This is a genomic window from Actinoallomurus acaciae (assembly GCF_042429965.1).
Taxonomy (GTDB): domain Bacteria; phylum Actinomycetota; class Actinomycetes; order Streptosporangiales; family Streptosporangiaceae; genus Actinoallomurus; species Actinoallomurus acaciae.
This window is the reverse complement of record NZ_JBHLZP010000160.1, coordinates 1-17,816: the sequence shown is the minus strand read 5'-3', so window position 1 is coordinate 17,816 and position 17,816 is coordinate 1. Positions and strand designations below refer to the sequence as shown.

Genomic DNA, 17,816 nt, shown 5'->3' with positions numbered 1-17,816 from the left:
GAGCTCTTGATGACGAGTGTCACCTCGCCCGGCGGGCCGGTTCGCCGGTTCGCCGGGCTGCTCCACCGGCGTCCCTCGATCCGTCTCGCCGGTCTGCTGTCCGTGCCGCTGCTGTGGCTCGTGATCGCCTACCTGGGCTCGCTCGCGGCGCTGTTCGTCACCGCGTTCTGGACCACGAACGAGTTCACCGGCAATGTGGTGAAGGTCTTCGACCTGGGCAACTTCCAGGACCTGGTGAACGAGAGCGTCTACCGGACCATCACGCTGCGCAGCATCGGCGTGGCGGTCGCGGTCACCGTCATCGACAGCCTGGTGGCCTTCCCCATGGCCTTCTATATGGCCAAGCTCGCCTCGCCACGGGCGCAGCGCTGGCTGGTCATCGCCGTGCTGACACCACTCTGGGCGGGTTACCTGGTCAAGGCGTACGCCTGGCGCGCGATGTTCTCCGGCTCGGGCGTGCTCGACTGGTTCCTGCAGCCGGTCGGCGGCCACGCCCCGGGGTACGGCCTGCTCGCCACGACCATCACCCTGGCGTACCTGTGGCTGCCGTACATGATCCTGCCCATCTACGCGGGGCTGGAGCGGCTGCCGAACTCCCTGCTCGACGCGGCCGGAGACCTGGGCGCGCGCTCCTTCCGCACGTTCCGTACGGTCGTGTGGCCGACGGTCTTCCCCGCGGTCGTCGCGGGCTCCATCTTCACGTTCTCGCTGTCGCTCGGCGACTACATCGCGGTCCGCATCGTCGGCGGGCGGAGCCAGCTGATCGGCAACGTGGTCTATGACAACGTCGGTACGGCGAACAACCTGCCGTTCGCCGCCGCGGTCGCGACCATCCCGGTGGCCATCATGGTCATCTACCTCCTCGCGGTCCGCCGTACCGGCGCCCTGGAGAATCTGTGAGTGGGCGAACCGGCCGGCAGGGCAGCCGGTCCCCGCTGCCGACGAAGGAGGTCTCGTGAATCTGTCTCGAGGCACGCGGATCGCGCTGCGGGTGGCGATGATCGTCGGGCTCGCGATCATCTACGTGCCGCTGCTCGTCGTACTGATCAACTCCTTCAACGCCGACGAGACGTTCGGCTGGCCGCCCAGCGGGTTCACCGGTGAGTGGTGGTCGCGCGCCTGGCAGAACGGCGGGGTGCGGTCGGCGCTGTGGACCTCGGTCAAGGCCGGGCTGGGGGCGACGGCGATCGCCTGCGTGCTCGGCACGATGGCCGCGTTCGCCGTGCAGCGGTACCGGTTCTTCGGCCGGGAGACCGTGTCGCTGCTGGTCATCCTGCCGATCGCGCTGCCCGGCATCGTCACCGGCATCGCGCTCAACAACGCGTTCCGCACGGTGCTGTCGCCGCTGGGGATCCAGCTCGGACTGTTCACGGTGGTCATCGGCCACGCGACGTTCTGCATCGTGACCATCTACAACAACGTCCTGGCGCGGCTGCGGCGGATGGGGACCAACGTCGAGGAGGCCTCGGCCGATCTCGGCGCGGACACGTTCCAGACCTTCCGGTACGTTACGTTCCCTCTGCTCCGCTCCGCGCTGCTGGCCGGTGGCCTGCTGTCGTTCGCGCTGTCGTTCGACGAGATCATCGTGACCACCTTCACGGCGGGCGCCGGCGTGCAGACGCTGCCCATCTGGATCTTCAACAACCTCTTCCGGCCCAACCAGGCACCGATCGTCAACGTGGTGGCCGCCGCGCTCATCGTGCTGTCGGTCGTGCCCGTCTACATCGCCCAGCGCATCTCCGGGGACACCCGCGCCATCTAGGGGCGCCGGCGCCGTCCACGTTCACCAAGGGAGGACGCAATGAAGCGCACCGTCCGCAACTTCGTCAACGGCTCGTACTCCGACGCCGCCGACGGACGTACCGCCGACCTGATCAGCCCGGTCACCGGTGAGGCGTTCGGCACGGCCCCGGTCTCCGGCCAGGCCGACGTCGACGCCGCCTTCGACGCCGCGGCGTCCGCGTTCGAGGGCTGGCGCGACACGACGCCCGCCGAGCGACAGCTCGCGCTGCTGCGCATCGCCGACGCCATCGAGTCCCGCGCCGACGAGCTCGTGGCGCTGGAGTCGGAGAACACCGGCAAGCCGCTCGGCCTGACGGCCTCGGAGGAGATCCCCCCGATGGTCGACCAGATCCGGTTCTTCGCCGGTGCGGCGCGCGTCCTGGAGGGCCGGTCGGCGGGGGAGTACATGGCCGGGCACACCTCCATGGTCCGGCGCGAGCCGGTCGGCGTGTGCGCCCAGGTCACGCCGTGGAACTACCCGATGATGATGGCGGTGTGGAAGTACGCGCCGGCCATCGCGGCGGGCAACACGGTCGTGCTCAAGCCCTCGGACACGACACCCGCCACGACCTCCCTCATGGCGGAGATCGCGGCGGAGTTCCTGCCGCCGGGCGTGTTCAACGTCGTCTGCGGCGACCGTGACACCGGCCGCCTCCTGGTGGACCACCCGACGCCGCAGATGGTCTCGATCACCGGGTCGGTCCGCGCGGGCATGGAGGTGGCGCGCTCGGCCGCGAACGACCTGAAGAACGTCCACCTCGAGCTCGGCGGCAAGGCGCCGGTCGTCGTGTTCGACGACGCCGACGTCGAGGCCGCCGCCGCGGCCATCGCCGAGGCGGGCTACTTCAACGCCGGCCAGGACTGCACCGCGGCGACGCGCGTGCTCGCCGGCCCCGGCGTGCACGACGACTTCGCCGAGGCCCTCGCCGCGGTCGCCGCCGAGACCAGGACCGGCCTGCCGGACGACGAGGAGGTGCTGTACGGCCCGCTGAACAACGCCGACCAGCTCGACCGCGTCTCCGGGATGGTCGACCGGCTGCCGTCGCACGCCACCGTGCGCACCGGCGGTTCGCGCGCCCGCGAGCAGGGCTTCTTCTACGAGCCCACGGTCGTGTCCGGGCTGCGCCAGGACGACGAGGCCATCCAGGACGAGATCTTCGGCCCGGTCATCACCGTGCAGCGCTTCTCCGACGAGGACGAGGCGGTCCGCTGGGCCAACGGCGTGCGCTACGGCCTCGCCTCCTCGGTGTGGACCCGCGACCACGGCCGCGCGATGCGCATGGCCAGGCGGCTCGACTTCGGCTGCGTCTGGATCAACACGCACATCCCGCTGGTCGCCGAGATGCCGCACGGCGGCTTCAAGCACTCCGGCCAGGGCAAGGACCTGTCGATGTACGGCTTCGAGGACTACACGCGCATCAAGCACGTGATGTCCAACATCGAGGCCTGAGCCCCGGGAAGACCGCTACCCGTCGCGCCGCGGGCCGTCCTGGCCGCGGCGCGAAGGGCGCAGGACCGTCATGTCGCCGCGTTCCTTGCCGAGGTCCTCGCGCACGACGCTGTAGATCACCGCGTCATGCCATGCGCCGCCGCGAAACTCGTAGCCGCGCAGCACGCCCTCCCGGGTGAAACCGGCCTTGCTGAGCGCCCACTGCTCGGCGGTGTTGGTGATCTCGGTCACCGCCTCGACCCGGTTGACCTGCGTGTGGGCGAACAGGTAGTCGACGAGCAGCCGCTGGGCCTCCGTGCCGTACCCCAGGCCGCGCACCTTGGGCAGCATCCTGATGCCGATGTTCCAGCAGTGGGACACGCGGTTCGTCCGCTGCCGGCGCCACTGCACGAAGCCGAGCGGCTCGGCCGGGCCGACGACCATCAGCATGCCGCCGTCGTCGGTGAGCAGCCCCGTCTCCTCCCATCGCCGCCGGTACGTCCGCGGGTCGAACCACCCGTGCCAGCCATGCTCTCCCGCGGCCTCCGGGTCGCCGGTGAGCCGTTCGATCACCGCGAGGTCCTCCTCGGCCACCGGCCGCAGCCGCAGTTGATCGCTCATGTCCGCAGAGCTTAGACAGCGATCAGCGGTGGATGGTCCGTCCATGATCGCCGCATCCGGCCAGTATCACTCCGTCCCGCCGGGTCCTTCGAGGAGAACGCAGGGCGTGTTCCGAAGCCCCGCCCTCCCAGCACTCCCCGCCCTCCCAGGGGGCGCCGACCCCACTTCCATTGTCAAGCCACCCCACACACCAAAAGAAGACCACACGCACGGCTGTGGAAAACCCACGACCTGACCACCTCGAGACAGGTCCTAGGCCGGCGGCCGGTCGCGTGAGGTGATCCCACCGGCCGTCGCCGAGGTGGCTTTGCCGTGGCGGCGGTGCGATCGCCGGATCGGCGGTCAGGTGGAGAGCAGGCCGGATGAGCCCAGCACGCGGTCCACGGCGATCTCGATGACGACGCGTGTCGGGTTCTCCCGCGGCGTGCGGTAGCGCTCGGCGTACCGGGCCACCGCCTCGGACACGCGTGCCGGGTCGGAGCTGACCGCGCTCGTACCCTCCAGCGTGAGCCAGCGCCGGCCCTCGACCTGGCACAGGGCCACACGCCCGCCGTCCGCGGCGAGCCTCGCCTTGACACTGCCGCCGTCGGTGATCACGCGGGCCAGCCGCCGGTCGGCGTCCCACGTGAACCCGACCGGCACCACGTGCGGCGACCCGTCGGCACGCAGGGAGCTGAGCGTCGCGAGGTGCCGCTCGCGCAAGAACTCCGTCGCCTCCGCGCTCAGCCTGTCGTGGGTCATCCGCCCACGTTATCGCCGGAGCGGCCGCGTACGCGGTGTGGCGAAACGCCGGGGGTGCTGGTGGCCCCGCCGGAGATCAAGTGGAAGTCTGGTGCCCGCCAAGAAAAGATCAAGTGAAGGAGGCCGGCGCGTGTCCCTCCCTGCGACCTCCGAGGCCACCCCGGGCGACTGGCTCGGCGCTCTCCTCGGCCCGCGTACGGCGCGGGTGCTCACGACATACGCCGTGCCCTGCCTGCACTACGCGCACTGGCAGGCGCTGTGGCGGTTCCGCCTGGCCGACTGGACGAACGACACCACGTACGGCACCGACCGCTACCACTGCCTCTGCGAGACCTTCGGCCGGATCGTCAAGGACCGGCTGCCCCGCGCCAAGGTCCATCTGCCCACCGACCGGCTCGGCACGCCGTTCACGGTCGTGACCGGCAACTGGCTGATCTACCCCTGGCGGTACGGCCGTACGCGCGACGACCGGCACCAGGGCCTGCCGGTCACCGACGAGACCGGCATCCGCTCACGGATCGTCGGCGGCGGGCCGCCCGGCCAGCAGATGCTGGAGTACGAGGGACTGCCCGCGGTGCCGCTGTCGAACGTCGTCGTGCTCGGCTGGGCCGGCAACCGGCACGAGGGCCTGGTCCGGGCGTTCCTCGCGTCGCCTCGCCTGTACGGCGATCTCGTCTACTGGCACGAGGACCGGTTCGTCGAACTCGACGTGGAGGCGGGCCGCCATCCGTACGGGCTGCCATCGGGCCCGTCCCCGGTGGAGGAGCCGGACGTTCCGCCGCCACCGGAGTTCGACCTGAGCCTCATCGACGACGGCGTGGATTTCCCGGAGTCGACCGGGACGGATGGCTAAGGTGAGGGACCGCCGGTGAAGAAAGGGGACGGAGGAGGCCGTACGTGGACACCCGACGCGGTGGTGGTGAGCCGCACCTGTCCGCGGTTCCGGCCTCCGGCGTCGCCGACGCCTTCGACCCGGCCCGGCTCACCCTGGCGCGCGAGCGGAGCGGACTGACAAAGCGCGACCTGGCCGCCCGGGTCGGCGTGACGGCCGCCGCGATCACCCGTTTCGAGCGCGGGCAGGCGCGGCTCACCGAGGCGACCCTGACGCGGCTCGCCGCCGAGCTGGGCCTGCCGGTGGGCTACTTCGCCGCGGGCCGCCCCGTGCTCCCGGTCGCCGAGGAGGCCGCCCACTTCCGCAGCCTCCGTACGACACGGGTGTACGAACGCCGGCAGGCGCGGGCCACCATGAGCCATCTGGCCGAGGCGGTGCGCGAGATCCAGACCGTCGTACGCCTCCCGGCGCCGAGACTCCCGCGCCTCGGCCGCGACCCGGAGAGCGCCGCCCGCGAACTGCGCGCCGCCTGGGAACTGCCCGCCGGCCCGGTCCACCACCTGGTGCGCCTGCTGGAGGCCAACGGGGCGGTGGTGAGCATGGCGAGGTTCGGCGCGGGCGACCGGATCGACGCGTTCTCCTGCCGCCCGTCGGGCCTGGACCGGCCGCTGATCTGCCTGTCCCGCGACCGCGGCAACCCGCTGCGCCGCCGCTTCAGCGCCGCCCACGAACTCGGCCATCTGCTGCTCCACGACGAGGCCCAGCCGGGCGACCGGAGCCACGAGCACGAGGCGAACCGCTTCGCCGCCGAGTTCCTCACCCCGGCCCCGCAGATCGCCGACCTGCTGCCGACGCGCCTGGACTTCGCACGCCTGCTGGAGATCCAGCGCGCGTGGGGTGTGTCGGTGCAGGCGCTGCTGCGCCGCAGCCGGGAGCTGAACCGCATCGGCGACGACCTGTACCGCCGGGCCCAGGTGACCCTGACCCGGCTGGGCTGGCGCCGAGACGAGCCGAGAGCCGACTACCCGACGGAATGGCCCGCGGTCCTCGCCGAGGCGGTGGCGCTGGGGACCGAACACGGCCTGACCGAGCACTCCCTCGCCGCCCGGCTGAACCTCCCGTACACGGAGGTCAGGGAACTGCTGAGCCACGTGACCGCCGACCGCCCCCGCCTGACGCTCGTCCCGGACCTCCCGGACTGACGGCTTTCGCCGCCGGAGCGTCGCCGCGCCCGCGGACAAGGCCCCCGCTCCGGAGGAACTCGCCGGTCCGCTTCTGGGAGAACGTTCGACCATCGGTGCGGTCGTGCGGATCTCGATACCCGGCTTTCCGGCAGAGGTGGCCGCCATGTCGGGTGTACGTACCTCGACGGTCGCCGTGTGAGCCCGCCTGGGTTCCTCACGCTCGCCGTAGGTACTTCCGTGGCGACGTTCTCGCCTGCGGAGGTCAGCCGGCCCGGCCGGAGTGCACTGCGCACCGATCCAGGTCGAAGGGCGTCTTCTTCACCGTCTTCAGGAGCGGCTGCCACGGCTCCCAGTCCGGATTCACATGCCGGCCGAGCACGACGGCGACCACTATGGAGGCCCCTGCGGCACGCAGCGCGTACGAGGCGGACTCGACGCGCGAACCCGTCGTCCAGGTGTCGTCGAGTACCAGGACCGCGGCTCCATCGAGTTTCCCGGCGGGTTCGTCGACGGAGAACCGGTCCGCGTGGAACATACGGCTCTCCGGCGCGATCTTCGTGTTCGCGGTCATCCGCAGCCAGGGAAGCCGAAGCCGGGTGCCGACCAGCAGTTCAAGTGGATGTGGTCCAGGGCGGTTACGCGTGCTCGGCACCACGACCGCGCCGTCGAACGTCGAGACTCGGCCGGCCTTCAGCAGGCAACGGCCGTGATCGGCGATGAAGACCTGGATGAGAGCGAGCAGATCCGCGCGCACGGTGTCCGAACCGGGCCGCCTCTTGTAGGACGCCAGGCTGAAGGCGTGCTGCTCGCGTTTGACGGCATAGGAGATCGGCACCATGACGTCGGCCGTTCGCCCGTCCGCGGCACGGAAGTGCTGTTCGCACTGGAGGCAGCGCGTGTGAGGCGTGGCAGCGGGACCGCGACAGACATAACAGACCCCAGGACCTGCCGGCAGAGGGTTCCGGAGGTATCCGCTACGTTGCTTGACTCGTGTCCGCTGCGTCGCCCATGGGTCATGCCCAGGCAAGGTTCGGCGCCTCCGGCAGTGCATCGGGCCCGGTGTTGAGTTCCGCGATCACATCGTTGGTGACGCGCAGTATCTCATCGACACCGTGCACGATGTGCACTCCGGGACGTTCCGCATACTCCCGCGCCCAGTCGTTCACGAGCAGCTCGCGCGGCATGATGACCGGTCGTCCATGCGCGAGAGCGAGCCGTGCCTGGATGCGGGCCCCGCTCCGCGCCGGTGCCTCCACCACCACTGTGGCGGCCGAGTAGCCGCTCATCACGGCGTTCCGCATGGGGAAGCTCTGTTTGGTGGGAGGAGAGTCCGGCCAGAACTGGCTGATCAGCAGGCCCTTTCTGGCGATAGTTTCCTGAAGCTCTGCGTTTTCCCGTGGGTACGCGCGGTTGATACCGGTGCCGATCACCGCGACCGTACGGCCTCCTTCGGAAAGGGCCGCCTGATGAGCCGCGGTGTCGATTCCCTTCGCAAGCCCGCTTACCACGGTGATGCCGTCTCGGGCCAGTGCCGACGCGACAACGGTTGCGATCTTCAAACCCTGCGCGGTCGCCTGGCGCGTGCCCACGACCGCGATGGCGCGAGGATCGTCATGGAGCGCACCCCGGGTGAAGAGCACAGGGGGCATTTCGTGGATGTCGCGTAGTTGAGCCGGATAATCGCGATCGAAGAAGGCGTGCACACCGATGCCGGCATCCGCCCATTCCGCGAGTTGCCGGGCCGCCGCCTCGATCGCGGACTCGACCGCCTGGACCTCTGGAAACAGAGTGTCCTGCATCCCGAGTCGGTGTTCGAGCACGTCAATGGCGCTCTCCGCGTCGAGGACATCGAGGGCCACCTCATGCCAGCGCGCTCTCGGCTGCTGGAGCAATGCCACGAGAGCTGCTCGTTCTCGCAGCTTCGGATGCATGTCACCGATCGTATCGGGGTCTCTTCGGGAAGCCGCAGGGCGAGGCGGCCGAATAAGCATACGGCTGCCGGAGCCGTTGCCCACAAGAGCCGGAGGCTCCCAATATCGCCAGCCTCTATAAGTCCTCCCATGGCCTGACCGCCCATGTCGGCGATGTCCTACCGGTTCCACCCGGAGTTCGGCGGACGCCGTTATCGACGGGGCGCCATTGCCGTGACTTGGGTCAGCCGGCGTTGTCCGCGACGACGTGGATGAGGTTGCTCGCCTGGGCGACGATGGCCCGGCGCCAGGTGTCGAAGGTCGTGTCGCTCACCTTGAACGGCGTCTCGAAGCGCTGCATGTCCGGTGTGTGGATGTGGCCGGCCGGGATGTGCAGGCCCATGCGGTCGCGTAGCAGCGTGTTGCGGTAGGCGCTCTCGTTGGACAGGTAGTTGCCGCCTCCGCCGCTGTACGAGCAGGAGCCCGGGTCCGGCGGCGTCGGCGCGGTCGGTGGCGGGTAGTCCGTCGGCGGCGGGTTGTTGCGGGTCACCTGCCGCGTGGAACCGCAGTCGGGGAACTCGGTGTAGTTCGTGTGCCAGACGACGCCGAACGCCACCGACGGGTCCGGCCACTCGTCGCCGGGCGGGCGGGGGATCGAGGCGCCCGTGTTCGCGCGGATCATCTGGGCGATCGGCAGTGTGGTGGTGGTCCACTGCGGAGGATCGGTCAGGCTGAAGGTCTTCGGGCCGCCCCAGCGGTCCACGACCGCGGAGTCGCAGCCGTGGTCATCGACCGCGAGTTGCGGCACGCCGCCCACCGCCGGGCAGGGCTGGCTGTGGTCGTTGCCCGGCGAGACACCGTGGTAGCGGCCGTTCCACTGTTCGAGGTCGAACACGGAGTCGCCGGCCTGGCTCACCGTGATCGAGGCGTCGACCCGCCGGGGGCCGGGGCGCATGAACGGCCCGACGGTGTCCTCCAGATACCCCTGCTGGAACCCGGTGTAGTTGACCGGAAGCGTGTACGCCTGGATCTCGGCGGTCCGGCCGTCCTTCGTCCGGTAGGTGGTGCCGTCCAGGGCGAGGGCGGTGGCTCCGGACGGGTTGCCGTGCCGGATGTTGTTGCCCACCGTTCCCGGGGCGCTGCCGGTGGTGCCGCCGTCCAGCGTGTACGGGTCGAAGCCGCTCATGATGACCCGCCGTACGCCCCTGCCGGCGGGGAACCCGATGTCGAACATGCCGCGGGACGCCCGGTCGTACGTCGTGATCAGCGCGGACCGCTGCGCGCCGGACAGGGGGAAGCCGGGGGTCCAGCGGCGCAGGGTGGCGGTCGACTGGAGACGCGTCCAGTAGAGCGGGCGGTCGTCGCTGTACGGGAGGGTGCCCGTCACGCGGCCCTTCCGCTGGGCGCGGGCCACGGCCGCTCGCCAGAGCGCCTCGCCCTGGCTCTTCACCAGCGCCGTCGCGGCCGTGAGGCTCCGGGTACGGCACAGCCGCCGCGTGAGCTCCGGGCCGTAGCCCTGGAAGCCGCCACCCTTGATCATCTGCGCGGAGAACGAGGTGGGCTGCGGAGTCGACGGATCGTCGTTGTCGGGCAGTACCCAGGACAGCCGGCTCTCCTCGACCGACAGTGGCGCGGTGGAGCCGACGCACCCTCCGGCGCCGGCCGACGCCGAGGCCGAAGCCGTGCCGGGGGAGACGCCCGAGAGCACGGCGAGGACGCCGACGACGGCTCCGTACCGGATGCTGGGGAGTTTCATCCTGTTCCTCTTTAAGGAATGAGGCGTTTATAAGGAATGAGACGTTGCAACCGGTTTCGACTGTAAAAATCGTTGAACAATCCGTCAAGTCTACGATCTGACAAGTAGCAAGATCGAGAGTGTCCACATGGCCCGATGGTCGCGAGCCGAAGGGGGTCTGAGGTGGGCGGGAGTTCATCGGCGGCGGCTCGCCCGATGCCGTTCACCCGCTACTGGTGCGCGGCGACCATCAGCTCCTTCGGCACCGCTGCTGGTCACCCTTCTGCCGGCCTTCGGGGCCTTCTCGGTGCTCGGCTCACTTCTCGGCGGTACGGCACTGGCCACCGTCGGCGATCGAGCCACGGTCCTGAGCGTGGCGACGGTGTTCGGCGTCGCCGCGTTCTCCCGGCTGAGAACCAAGGTGGAGACGCGAGCAGGCTAGCCGGACCGGGCCGCGGCGTTATCCGCTGACCTCCCGACGAACGGCCTCGATGCCCGCCAGCACGATGCGCAGGCCGTACTCGAAATTGTCGTCGCTGTCGGCGGCGTGGAGCTCCTTCGTCACGGTTGCCGTCAGGGGATACCGGGTTTCGTCGATGGTCATCTGCTGCGCGTAGGGGTTGGGGCCTTCGTAACCCTCGCCCCTACGCGCCTGCTGCTCAATCGTGAAGCCCACGACGTAGTGCAGGACTGCGGGGAACGCGCGGACCGCCTCGGTGGTCGAGAAGCCGGCGTCGGTGAGCGTACGCAGAACCAGTTCGAGCGTCCGCCCGATGGACGGGCCCGTCGAGTAGGACCCGGCGGCGACCCTGGCGCCGTCGCGGTAGCGAAGCATCGCGTCGTGCATTCTGCGTGCGAGGCCGGCGATCCATTGCTGCCAGGTCTCGTTGCGGCCAGGACCTTCGATGCCGTCGGCCGCCTCGGCCGTGATCAGCCCGGCCATCAGGTCGAGCAGCTCGTGCTTGTTCTTGACGTGCCAGTAGAGCGTGGGCGCCTGGACGTCCAGCTCCTTGGCGAGCATCCGCATGGTCAGGCCGTCCAGGCCGACGTCGTTCAGCAGCCGAAGACCGGCCCGGGCGATCAGGTCGGGAGTGATGGGCACGGTTGACAATCTAGCATCGTTAGAGCTATCCCTAATGGCGTTCGAGGTTTCTCTAATGTTGTTAGGGGCGATCATGGAAGACGTGGTCATCGCCGGTGCCGGCCCGACCGGCCTGATGCTGGCGTGTGAGCTGCGGCTGGCCGGGGTGGACGTGCTGGTGCTCGAAAGGCGGACCGGGTCCACGCATGACTCGAGGGCGGGCGGGCTGCATCCGCGGTCGCTGGAAGTGCTCGATCAGCGAGGGATGCTCGACCCGTTCCTGGCCGAGGGGCGTCCGCTGCCGGGCGCGCGCTTCGCCGGGCTGCCGCTTGACCTGTCGGGGCTGCCGACCCGGTATCCGTTCCTGTTGGTGATCGTTCAGCGCCGGATCGAGCGGCTGCTCGAGGCTCGCGCCCGGGAGTTGGGCGTGCGGATCCGCAGTGGGGTCGAGGTGACGGGCCTACGCCCAGGGGCGGCGTCGGCAGCCGCGGAGCCGGTCGTGGTCGAGACCACGACCGGGCCCGTGGAGACGCGTTATCTGGTCGGTTGTGACGGTGGCCGCAGCGTGGTGCGCCGGCTGGCGGGCATCGACTTTCCGGGTACGCCCGCGACCACCACGTCGATCCTCGGGGACGTCGAACTCGCCGACCCGCCCGCGGAGCGGTTCTTGCTCCAGCGAACGCCGCGGGGAAACTTCTCGGTACTCGGCTTCGAGGAGGGGTGGCGGCGGGTGATCGTGGACGAGGCCGGGGTGACCGTCGCCGACTCGACGGCCATCGGCTTCGAAGATCTGCGGGCGATGCTCATCCGGGTGGCGGGCACCGATTTCGGGATGCACGGTCCACGGTGGATCTCGCGGTTCACCGACGTCGCGCGGCAGGCGGCGTGTTATCGCTCCGGGCGTGTGCTGCTGGCCGGGGACGCGGCGCACGTCCACTCGCCGGCCGGCGGCCAGGGGCTGAACACCGGGCTGCAGGACGCGTTCAACCTCGGCTGGAAGCTGGCGCTCGTCGTACGGGGGAGCGCCGGCGAGGAGTTGCTCGACACGTACCACGAGGAACGGCACCCCGTGGGCGCTCGGGTGCTGTCGAACACGCGCGCACAGGGCGCGTTGAGCGCACCCGGCGCGCAGGTGGACGCGCTTCGAGCGCACGTGGGTGACATGCTCGCGACGCCGGATGCGAATCGGAAGATCGCCATGATGATCACAGGGCTGGACATCTCCTACGGGCTCGGACCGCGCGTACCCGACCGGGACCTGCCCGACGGGACACGGCTGTTCGAGCACCTTCGCACCGGCCGCCCGATCTTGGCCGATGCCTCGGGCGGGCCGGTGGACGGCTGCTCCGTACGCGAGCTCAAGGGATCCGGAGAACCGCTGCTGATCAGGCCCGACGGGCACCCGGCCTGGACGGAGTCGCTGGGCCGGGAAGCGTTGTCCACAGCCCTGCGACCCTGGCGTTGACATCGTGCGAAATGACCTTACCTTACTGTGTAAAGGCGGCGGCGCGGCCCGATTCCAGCCGTACGCCGAGTCGAGGTGTCAGCCCCAGACCTCGGCGGCCGTTTCGACGATGAGACGGAGCTTGGCGACCTCCTGCTCGTACGTCAGCACGTTGCCCTCCACCGTCGAGGAGAAGCCGCACTGCGGGGACAGGCACAGCTGGTCCACGTCGATGTGCTTCGACGCCTCCTCGATGCGCCGCTTCAGCGCGTCCTTCGACTCGAGCTCCCCGTGCTTCGTCGTCACCAGGCCCAGGACGACCCTCTTGCCGCGAGGCACGTACCGCAGGGGCTCGAACCCACCCGACCGCGCGTCGTCGTACTCCAGGAAGAAGCCGTCCACGTTCAGCTCCCCGAATAGCGCCTCGGCGACGAAGTCGTAGCCGCCCGAGGCCACCCACGAGGAGCGGAAGTTGCCCCGGCACATGTGCGTGGTGATCGTCATGCCCTCCGGGCGGTCGGCCAGGGCCGCGTTGATCTGCTTGATGTACCGCAGGTGCATGTGCTCGGCGTCGTCGCCCCGCGCCGCGATCTCGGCGCGCTGGGCCGGGTCGTTCAGGTACGCGAGGCTGGTGTCGTCGAACTGCAGATACGTGCAGCCCAGCTCGCCGATGCGGCGGACCTGTTCGGCGTATGCCGCGCTCAGGTCGGACCAGAACTCCTCCACGTCCGGGTACACGGCCGGGTCGATCGACGCGGGACCGCCGCGGTAGTGGACCATGCTCGGGGAGGGGATGGTCAGCTTCGGCGTGTTCTTCGTGACGTACCCCTGGAGCGCCCGGAAGTCGTCGGCGAAGATCGTGTGGTCGATCCGGACCCGGTCGTGCACGCTGAGCGCGGCCGAGGTGAAGTTCAGCTCACCGGCCTCGTTGCGGAAGTGGATCCGCATCTGCCCGCCGGGGGCCGGGTCGATCCCGCCGAGCTGATAGATGAAGTCCATGTGCCACGTCGTACGGCGGAACTCGCCGTCGGTGGCCGTCTGCAGTCCGACCTCCTCCTGCATGGCCACGACGGCGCGGATGGCCTCGTCCTCGGCGGCCCGGAGCTCCTCGGCGGTGATCCGCCCGGCGGCCGCATCGTCGCGGGCGCGCAGGAGTTCCGGTGGCCGCAGCAGGCTCCCGACGTGGTCGGCGCGGAACGGGGGCTTCGCGTGAGCCGGCATCGTCGCCTCCAGATGGTTGACGGTTTGATCAGTCTGCTCCGCCCGCGCCGAACCGTCGAGTCACTGTGCCGCGTTCTCCAACCGTTCGATGCGGCGGATGAGCGGCTCGATCTCCTTGCGGACGGCCGCCGCCAGCGCCGCCTGTGGATCGACGGCCGACTTCTGCGTGCGCAGGTGGGCGTAGCCGGCGACCGCCGCGCTGACCGTACGCCGCACCGCGCGGGCGTCGGCGCCCAGTGAGCGCAGGACCTTGCCCGCCGTGCCGTCGGGCTCCTGCGCCAGCCCCACGAGCAGGTGCTCGCAGCCGATGTAGTTGTGCTGCATGCCGACCGCCTCGGTGGCGGTGAGCTCCAGCGCGTTCGCGGCCGGTCCGCTGAAGCGCCGCCCCGCCTCCTCCGCGGCCACGGCCGGCGAGACGTGCGCCAGCTCGCGGGTCAGCCGGTCCGGCTCGATCTCCAGCACCCGCAGGACCTGAAGGCCCATGTTGCCGCCCTCGTCCAGCAGCCCGCCGAGAAGGTGCTCGGTCCCGACCTCGGGTGCGCCCTGCTCGCGGGCCTGCCGTACGGCGAGCCGGAGCGTGGTGCGCGCCCGTTCGGTGAAGTTCGGCAGGCGTGCGGCCAGGTCCTCGGGGCCGGTGTCGCTGAGGACCGCCGAGCGGATGGCGTTGACCCGGCGGACCGCCTGGTCCAGCGCGCGCTGGCAGATCGCGGACACGGGCACCCCCGAGTCCCTGACCGCTTCGGCCAGGTCATCGGGCAGGTAGACATTGATCTTCGGCATCACGCCGTCCCTTCGAATCCGTAGGTGCGGCAACGATAACCCTAGTGGGGTTACTTTGATATAACCCCATCAGCATTTTCGGGGGCTATACCACGGCGGCGCCGATGTTCTGGTGGAATGTCGAATCGTGCGCAGAAAGTCGAGTATCGAAATCGGGCTGGAACTCGGCGGCCGCTACCGAGTGGAAGAGCCGATCGGTGCGGGCGGCATGGGAGACGTCTGGCGTGGCGTCGACCTGCGGCTGCGGCGGCCGGTGGCGATCAAAATTCTGCCCGCCGAACTGGCGGCGGACGAGTCGGCGGTCGAACGGTTCCGCCGGGAGGCGGAGACCACGGCGGCGCTCCAGCACCCGGGCATCACGGTGACGTTCGACATCGACGAGCACCGGGACGGGCATGAGCAGCTGATCTTCCTGGTGATGGAGCTCCTCACCGGCCGTGATCTCGGGACCGTCCTCGCGCGGGAGCCCCACGGGCTGCCGATCGAGTCGGTGGTCTCGCTGACGGCGCAGGCGGCGGACGCGCTGGCGGCGGCGCACTCGCGCGGCATCGTCCACCGCGACATCAAACCCGCCAACCTCTTCCTGCTCGACGACGGGCGGGTGAAGCTCTGCGACTTCGGCATCGCCCGGCTCAGCGACGGGACGCAGCTCACCGCCGCCGGCAGCTTCATCGGCACGCCCCTGTACATGGCGCCCGAGCAGTTCCGCGGGGAGCGGCTCGACGCGCGATCCGACCTGTACTCGCTCGGCTGCGTGCTGTACGAGCTGCTCGTCGGATCGCCGCCGTTCGACTCGGGGGACAACCCCGCCGCGATCATGTACCGGCACCTCAACGAGGCGCCGGCCCCGCCCCGGTCACGGCGGCCCGACGTACCGGAGCATCTCGACCGCCTGACGCTCGACCTGCTCGCGAAGGACCCCGCCGCACGGCCGCAGAGCGCCGCCGCGGTCGTCGCCGCTCTGCGCGGCCAACCGGACCCGGGGTCATCGACAGTGTCGACGGCGACGACCGCCGACTGGGGACCGGGCCACCGTCTCCAGAGCGACGTGGCGACCCGTCAGGACCGGCCACCGGCGACCGTCGAGCCCTCGCGCCCGAAGCGGGGCCGCCGCGCCGGTGTCGTCGCGGGGATCGGCGTCGCGGTCGTGGTGCTCGCCGCGGGCACGGCCGTCGCTTTGACCTGGGACAAGAAGGCGCCCCCGAAGCCCGGCCCCACCCCGACCCCGAGCACCGTCAGCCGGACACCGCAGGCGGAGACGGGCCCGCTGGTCCCCGGCTGGAAGACGATGCTCGCCCCGCAGTACGGGATCGCCTACGACGCGCCGCCGACCTGGACGGTGAAGGGTCCCGACTACGTGATCTGGTTCCCGGACGCGAAGAAGAACATCCTCGCCGCCGAGAAGGGCGTCGCCGAGATCGACAGGGGCAAGTGCACGTCGGCCGCGGCCGGTCTGCGCGGCGGCATGCTGTCCGCCCAGAAGCCGTCAAAGGACCAGCTCGGCACTCTGCAGTACGCGGCCGCCGACGAGGCCCGCAAGTGGGCGAGCGCCGCCTACGGCGGAGCCGGCGCACATCCCCGCCCGCCGACGGTCAGCACCGGCCAGGGCGGAAACATCACGCTCAACGGCATCGACGCCGCCTACACCACCGTCTCGGTGACGACCGCCCCCGGCGGCGACGCCTGCACCCCACCACACGCGACGGTCGAGACGATCGCCATGACGTCGGTGCCCGGATCGTCGTCCGGCCCGACCTTCTTCACCGTCTTCGCGGACCGGGACGTCTCTGGGCAGGTCTCCAGCGAGGAGATCAAGAAGGTCATCGGCACCATCCGCCCGTACACCTGCCCACCCGGAAAACGGCCGCAAAACGACAACACCTGCCGCTAGGTGTTCTGTCCGTGGAGGTTGGTGATGGCGACATGGGGTGGATGGTCTTGAGGTAGGTGAGGGCCTTGTGGCTCTTTGTGGATTGGGAGATCTGCACCGGCGATCAGGAAGGCCCTCGTGCCGCACCGTTGACCGAGACCGGGCGTCTGCGCCTGGCCCGTTGTGTTGTTGAGGATGGCTGGTCCTACCGGCTGGGTCGCCGAACGCTTCCAGGTCTCACCCGCGACCGCGAAACGGTGGGCGGACCGCTACCGCGCCTCCCGGGGAGGCCGGGATGGTCGACCGGTCCAGCGGTCCGCACATCAGTTCCCGGGCGTACCCCACCCGGGCCGAGCGGCGGATCATCAAGGTCCGGGTGGCCCGCTGCTGGGGGCCGTGGGCCTGTTGCGGTTGAATCCCGCCACGGTGCGCGGGGTCTTGGTCCGCTACCGCTTCAACGGGCTGAATGGGATGGACCGGGTCACCGGGCGTGTGATCCGCCGTTATGGGCGCGCCGCGCCGGGTGAGCGGGCGCATGTGGACATCAAGAAGCTGTCCCCGGCGGGGGCGGGCACGAGGTCCTGGGCCGCCCCGAAGGGACGCAAAAATCCACTCGGGCGCCGGGTACCGCTGCCTCCACACCGCTGTCGATGACCGCTCCCGCCTGGCCTGCAGCGAAATCCTGCCCGGGGGAGACCAGACACACCGCCGCCGCGTTCTAAAGGCGCGCCCAGGCGTTCTTCACCTCCTGCGGCATCACCGTTCAGCGAGTGATCATCGACAACGGCCCGTGTTACACATCCACACCCTGACGCGATGCCATGACCACCGTCGGCATCATCTGCAAACGCACCCGCCTCTACCGGCCCAAAACCAACGGCAAAGTCGAAGGCTTCAACCACACTCTGCTCGAAGAACAGGCCTACGCCCGCCCCTACCGCACCACACCGAAACCGAACGACGCCAAACCTTCCCCGACTGGCTCCACATCTACAATCACCACCGCGCTAGGCGGCCGTCCCCCGCCAGCCGCGTCCCCAACCTCACGGGACAGAACACCTAGATCGTTGATGGGAATTGTGTGTGGGCTGGTGGTTAGTGGTCGTAGGTGGTGAGTGATCGTTTGACGGGTGCGTCGATGAGCCAGTTGTGCCAGATGGCGGTGTTGAGGGCGAGGATGCGCTGG

General features: G+C 69.8%; 16 protein-coding genes and 1 pseudogene. 9 read left to right on the top strand and 8 right to left on the bottom strand.

What is annotated here, in order from left to right; genetic code table 11:
• Positions 1 to 9 precede the first annotated feature (9 nt).
• Genes ACFFNX_RS21740 through ACFFNX_RS21730 form a run of 3 tightly spaced genes read left to right on the top strand, consistent with a single transcriptional unit; the run spans position 10 to position 3,232 of the window.
• Entirely contained in the window at positions 10 to 900 is an 891-nt protein-coding gene (locus tag ACFFNX_RS21740) for an ABC transporter permease (RefSeq protein WP_378205129.1), read from the top strand.
• Between the two features lie 55 nt (positions 901 to 955).
• Entirely contained in the window at positions 956 to 1,762 is an 807-nt protein-coding gene (locus tag ACFFNX_RS21735) for an ABC transporter permease (protein WP_378205126.1), read from the top strand.
• A 39-nt stretch (positions 1,763 to 1,801) separates the two neighbouring features.
• Complete coding sequence (locus tag ACFFNX_RS21730) at positions 1,802 to 3,232, top strand: gamma-aminobutyraldehyde dehydrogenase (protein ID WP_378205123.1); 1,431 nt, start codon at positions 1,802 to 1,804, stop codon at positions 3,230 to 3,232.
• 15 nt (positions 3,233 to 3,247) lie between these two features.
• Here ACFFNX_RS21730 and ACFFNX_RS21725 read toward each other — a convergent pair whose 3' ends face one another.
• Complete coding sequence (locus ACFFNX_RS21725; RefSeq protein ID WP_378205120.1) at positions 3,248 to 3,832, bottom strand: GNAT family N-acetyltransferase; 585 nt, start codon at positions 3,830 to 3,832, stop codon at positions 3,248 to 3,250.
• A 342-nt stretch (positions 3,833 to 4,174) separates the two neighbouring features.
• Positions 4,175 to 4,573 carry a PPOX class F420-dependent oxidoreductase gene (locus ACFFNX_RS21720; RefSeq protein ID WP_378205117.1) on the bottom strand — a complete coding sequence of 133 codons (399 nt, stop codon included), beginning with the start codon at positions 4,571 to 4,573 and terminating at the stop codon, positions 4,175 to 4,177.
• 130 nt (positions 4,574 to 4,703) lie between these two features.
• On the opposite strand from ACFFNX_RS21720, the gene ACFFNX_RS21715 reads away from it, so the two are divergent.
• Entirely contained in the window at positions 4,704 to 5,426 is a 723-nt protein-coding gene (locus ACFFNX_RS21715; RefSeq protein ID WP_378205114.1) for a hypothetical protein, read from the top strand.
• 44 nt (positions 5,427 to 5,470) lie between these two features.
• Positions 5,471 to 6,607: a helix-turn-helix domain-containing protein gene (locus ACFFNX_RS21710; RefSeq protein ID WP_378205111.1), complete on the top strand. Its 1,137-nt coding sequence runs from the start codon at positions 5,471 to 5,473 to the stop codon at positions 6,605 to 6,607.
• Positions 6,608 to 6,851: 244 nt separating this feature from the next.
• Here the strand turns inward: ACFFNX_RS21710 and ACFFNX_RS21705 are convergent, their stop codons facing one another.
• The 3 genes from ACFFNX_RS21705 to ACFFNX_RS21695 all read right to left on the bottom strand — a co-directional run bounded on the left by ACFFNX_RS21705 (position 6,852) and on the right by ACFFNX_RS21695 (position 10,255).
• The gene (locus tag ACFFNX_RS21705) at positions 6,852 to 7,427 is read right to left on the bottom strand and encodes a hypothetical protein (RefSeq protein WP_378205109.1); all 576 of its coding nucleotides are present in this window, start codon (positions 7,425 to 7,427) and stop codon (positions 6,852 to 6,854) included.
• A 175-nt stretch (positions 7,428 to 7,602) separates the two neighbouring features.
• A complete protein-coding gene (locus tag ACFFNX_RS21700) occupies positions 7,603 to 8,520 on the bottom strand; it encodes a DNA-processing protein DprA (protein WP_378205106.1) in 918 nt (305 codons plus the stop codon).
• A 223-nt stretch (positions 8,521 to 8,743) separates the two neighbouring features.
• On the bottom strand, positions 8,744 to 10,255 hold the full coding sequence (locus tag ACFFNX_RS21695; RefSeq protein WP_378205103.1) for a PA0049 C-terminal domain-containing protein: 1,512 nt from the start codon (positions 10,253 to 10,255) through the stop codon (positions 8,744 to 8,746).
• 286 nt (positions 10,256 to 10,541) lie between these two features.
• On the opposite strand from ACFFNX_RS21695, the gene ACFFNX_RS21690 reads away from it, so the two are divergent.
• The gene (locus ACFFNX_RS21690) at positions 10,542 to 10,676 is read left to right on the top strand and encodes a hypothetical protein (protein WP_378205100.1); all 135 of its coding nucleotides are present in this window, start codon (positions 10,542 to 10,544) and stop codon (positions 10,674 to 10,676) included.
• A gap of 18 nt (positions 10,677 to 10,694) precedes the next feature.
• Here the strand turns inward: ACFFNX_RS21690 and ACFFNX_RS21685 are convergent, their stop codons facing one another.
• Positions 10,695 to 11,336, bottom strand: a complete 642-nt coding sequence (locus tag ACFFNX_RS21685) for a TetR/AcrR family transcriptional regulator C-terminal domain-containing protein (RefSeq protein ID WP_378205097.1) — start codon at positions 11,334 to 11,336, stop codon at positions 10,695 to 10,697.
• Positions 11,337 to 11,370: 34 nt separating this feature from the next.
• On the opposite strand from ACFFNX_RS21685, the gene ACFFNX_RS21680 reads away from it, so the two are divergent.
• Positions 11,371 to 12,780 (top strand): FAD-dependent monooxygenase, encoded by a 1,410-nt coding sequence (locus ACFFNX_RS21680; protein WP_378205094.1) that lies wholly within the window; start codon positions 11,371 to 11,373, stop codon positions 12,778 to 12,780.
• Between the two features lie 78 nt (positions 12,781 to 12,858).
• Here the strand turns inward: ACFFNX_RS21680 and ACFFNX_RS21675 are convergent, their stop codons facing one another.
• A complete protein-coding gene (locus tag ACFFNX_RS21675; protein WP_378205091.1) occupies positions 12,859 to 13,980 on the bottom strand; it encodes a 5-methyltetrahydropteroyltriglutamate--homocysteine S-methyltransferase in 1,122 nt (373 codons plus the stop codon).
• Positions 13,981 to 14,040: 60 nt separating this feature from the next.
• The gene (locus ACFFNX_RS21670; RefSeq protein WP_378205089.1) at positions 14,041 to 14,760 is read right to left on the bottom strand and encodes a Clp protease N-terminal domain-containing protein; all 720 of its coding nucleotides are present in this window, start codon (positions 14,758 to 14,760) and stop codon (positions 14,041 to 14,043) included.
• A 127-nt stretch (positions 14,761 to 14,887) separates the two neighbouring features.
• Between ACFFNX_RS21670 and ACFFNX_RS21665 the strand changes: the two genes are divergently transcribed.
• Together ACFFNX_RS21665 and ACFFNX_RS21660 are read left to right on the top strand one after the other, a co-directional pair.
• Entirely contained in the window at positions 14,888 to 16,651 is a 1,764-nt protein-coding gene (locus ACFFNX_RS21665; RefSeq protein ID WP_378205086.1) for a serine/threonine-protein kinase, read from the top strand.
• 89 nt (positions 16,652 to 16,740) lie between these two features.
• Positions 16,741 to 17,693: pseudogene (locus ACFFNX_RS21660) on the top strand (IS481 family transposase).
• Positions 17,694 to 17,816 lie beyond the last annotated feature (123 nt).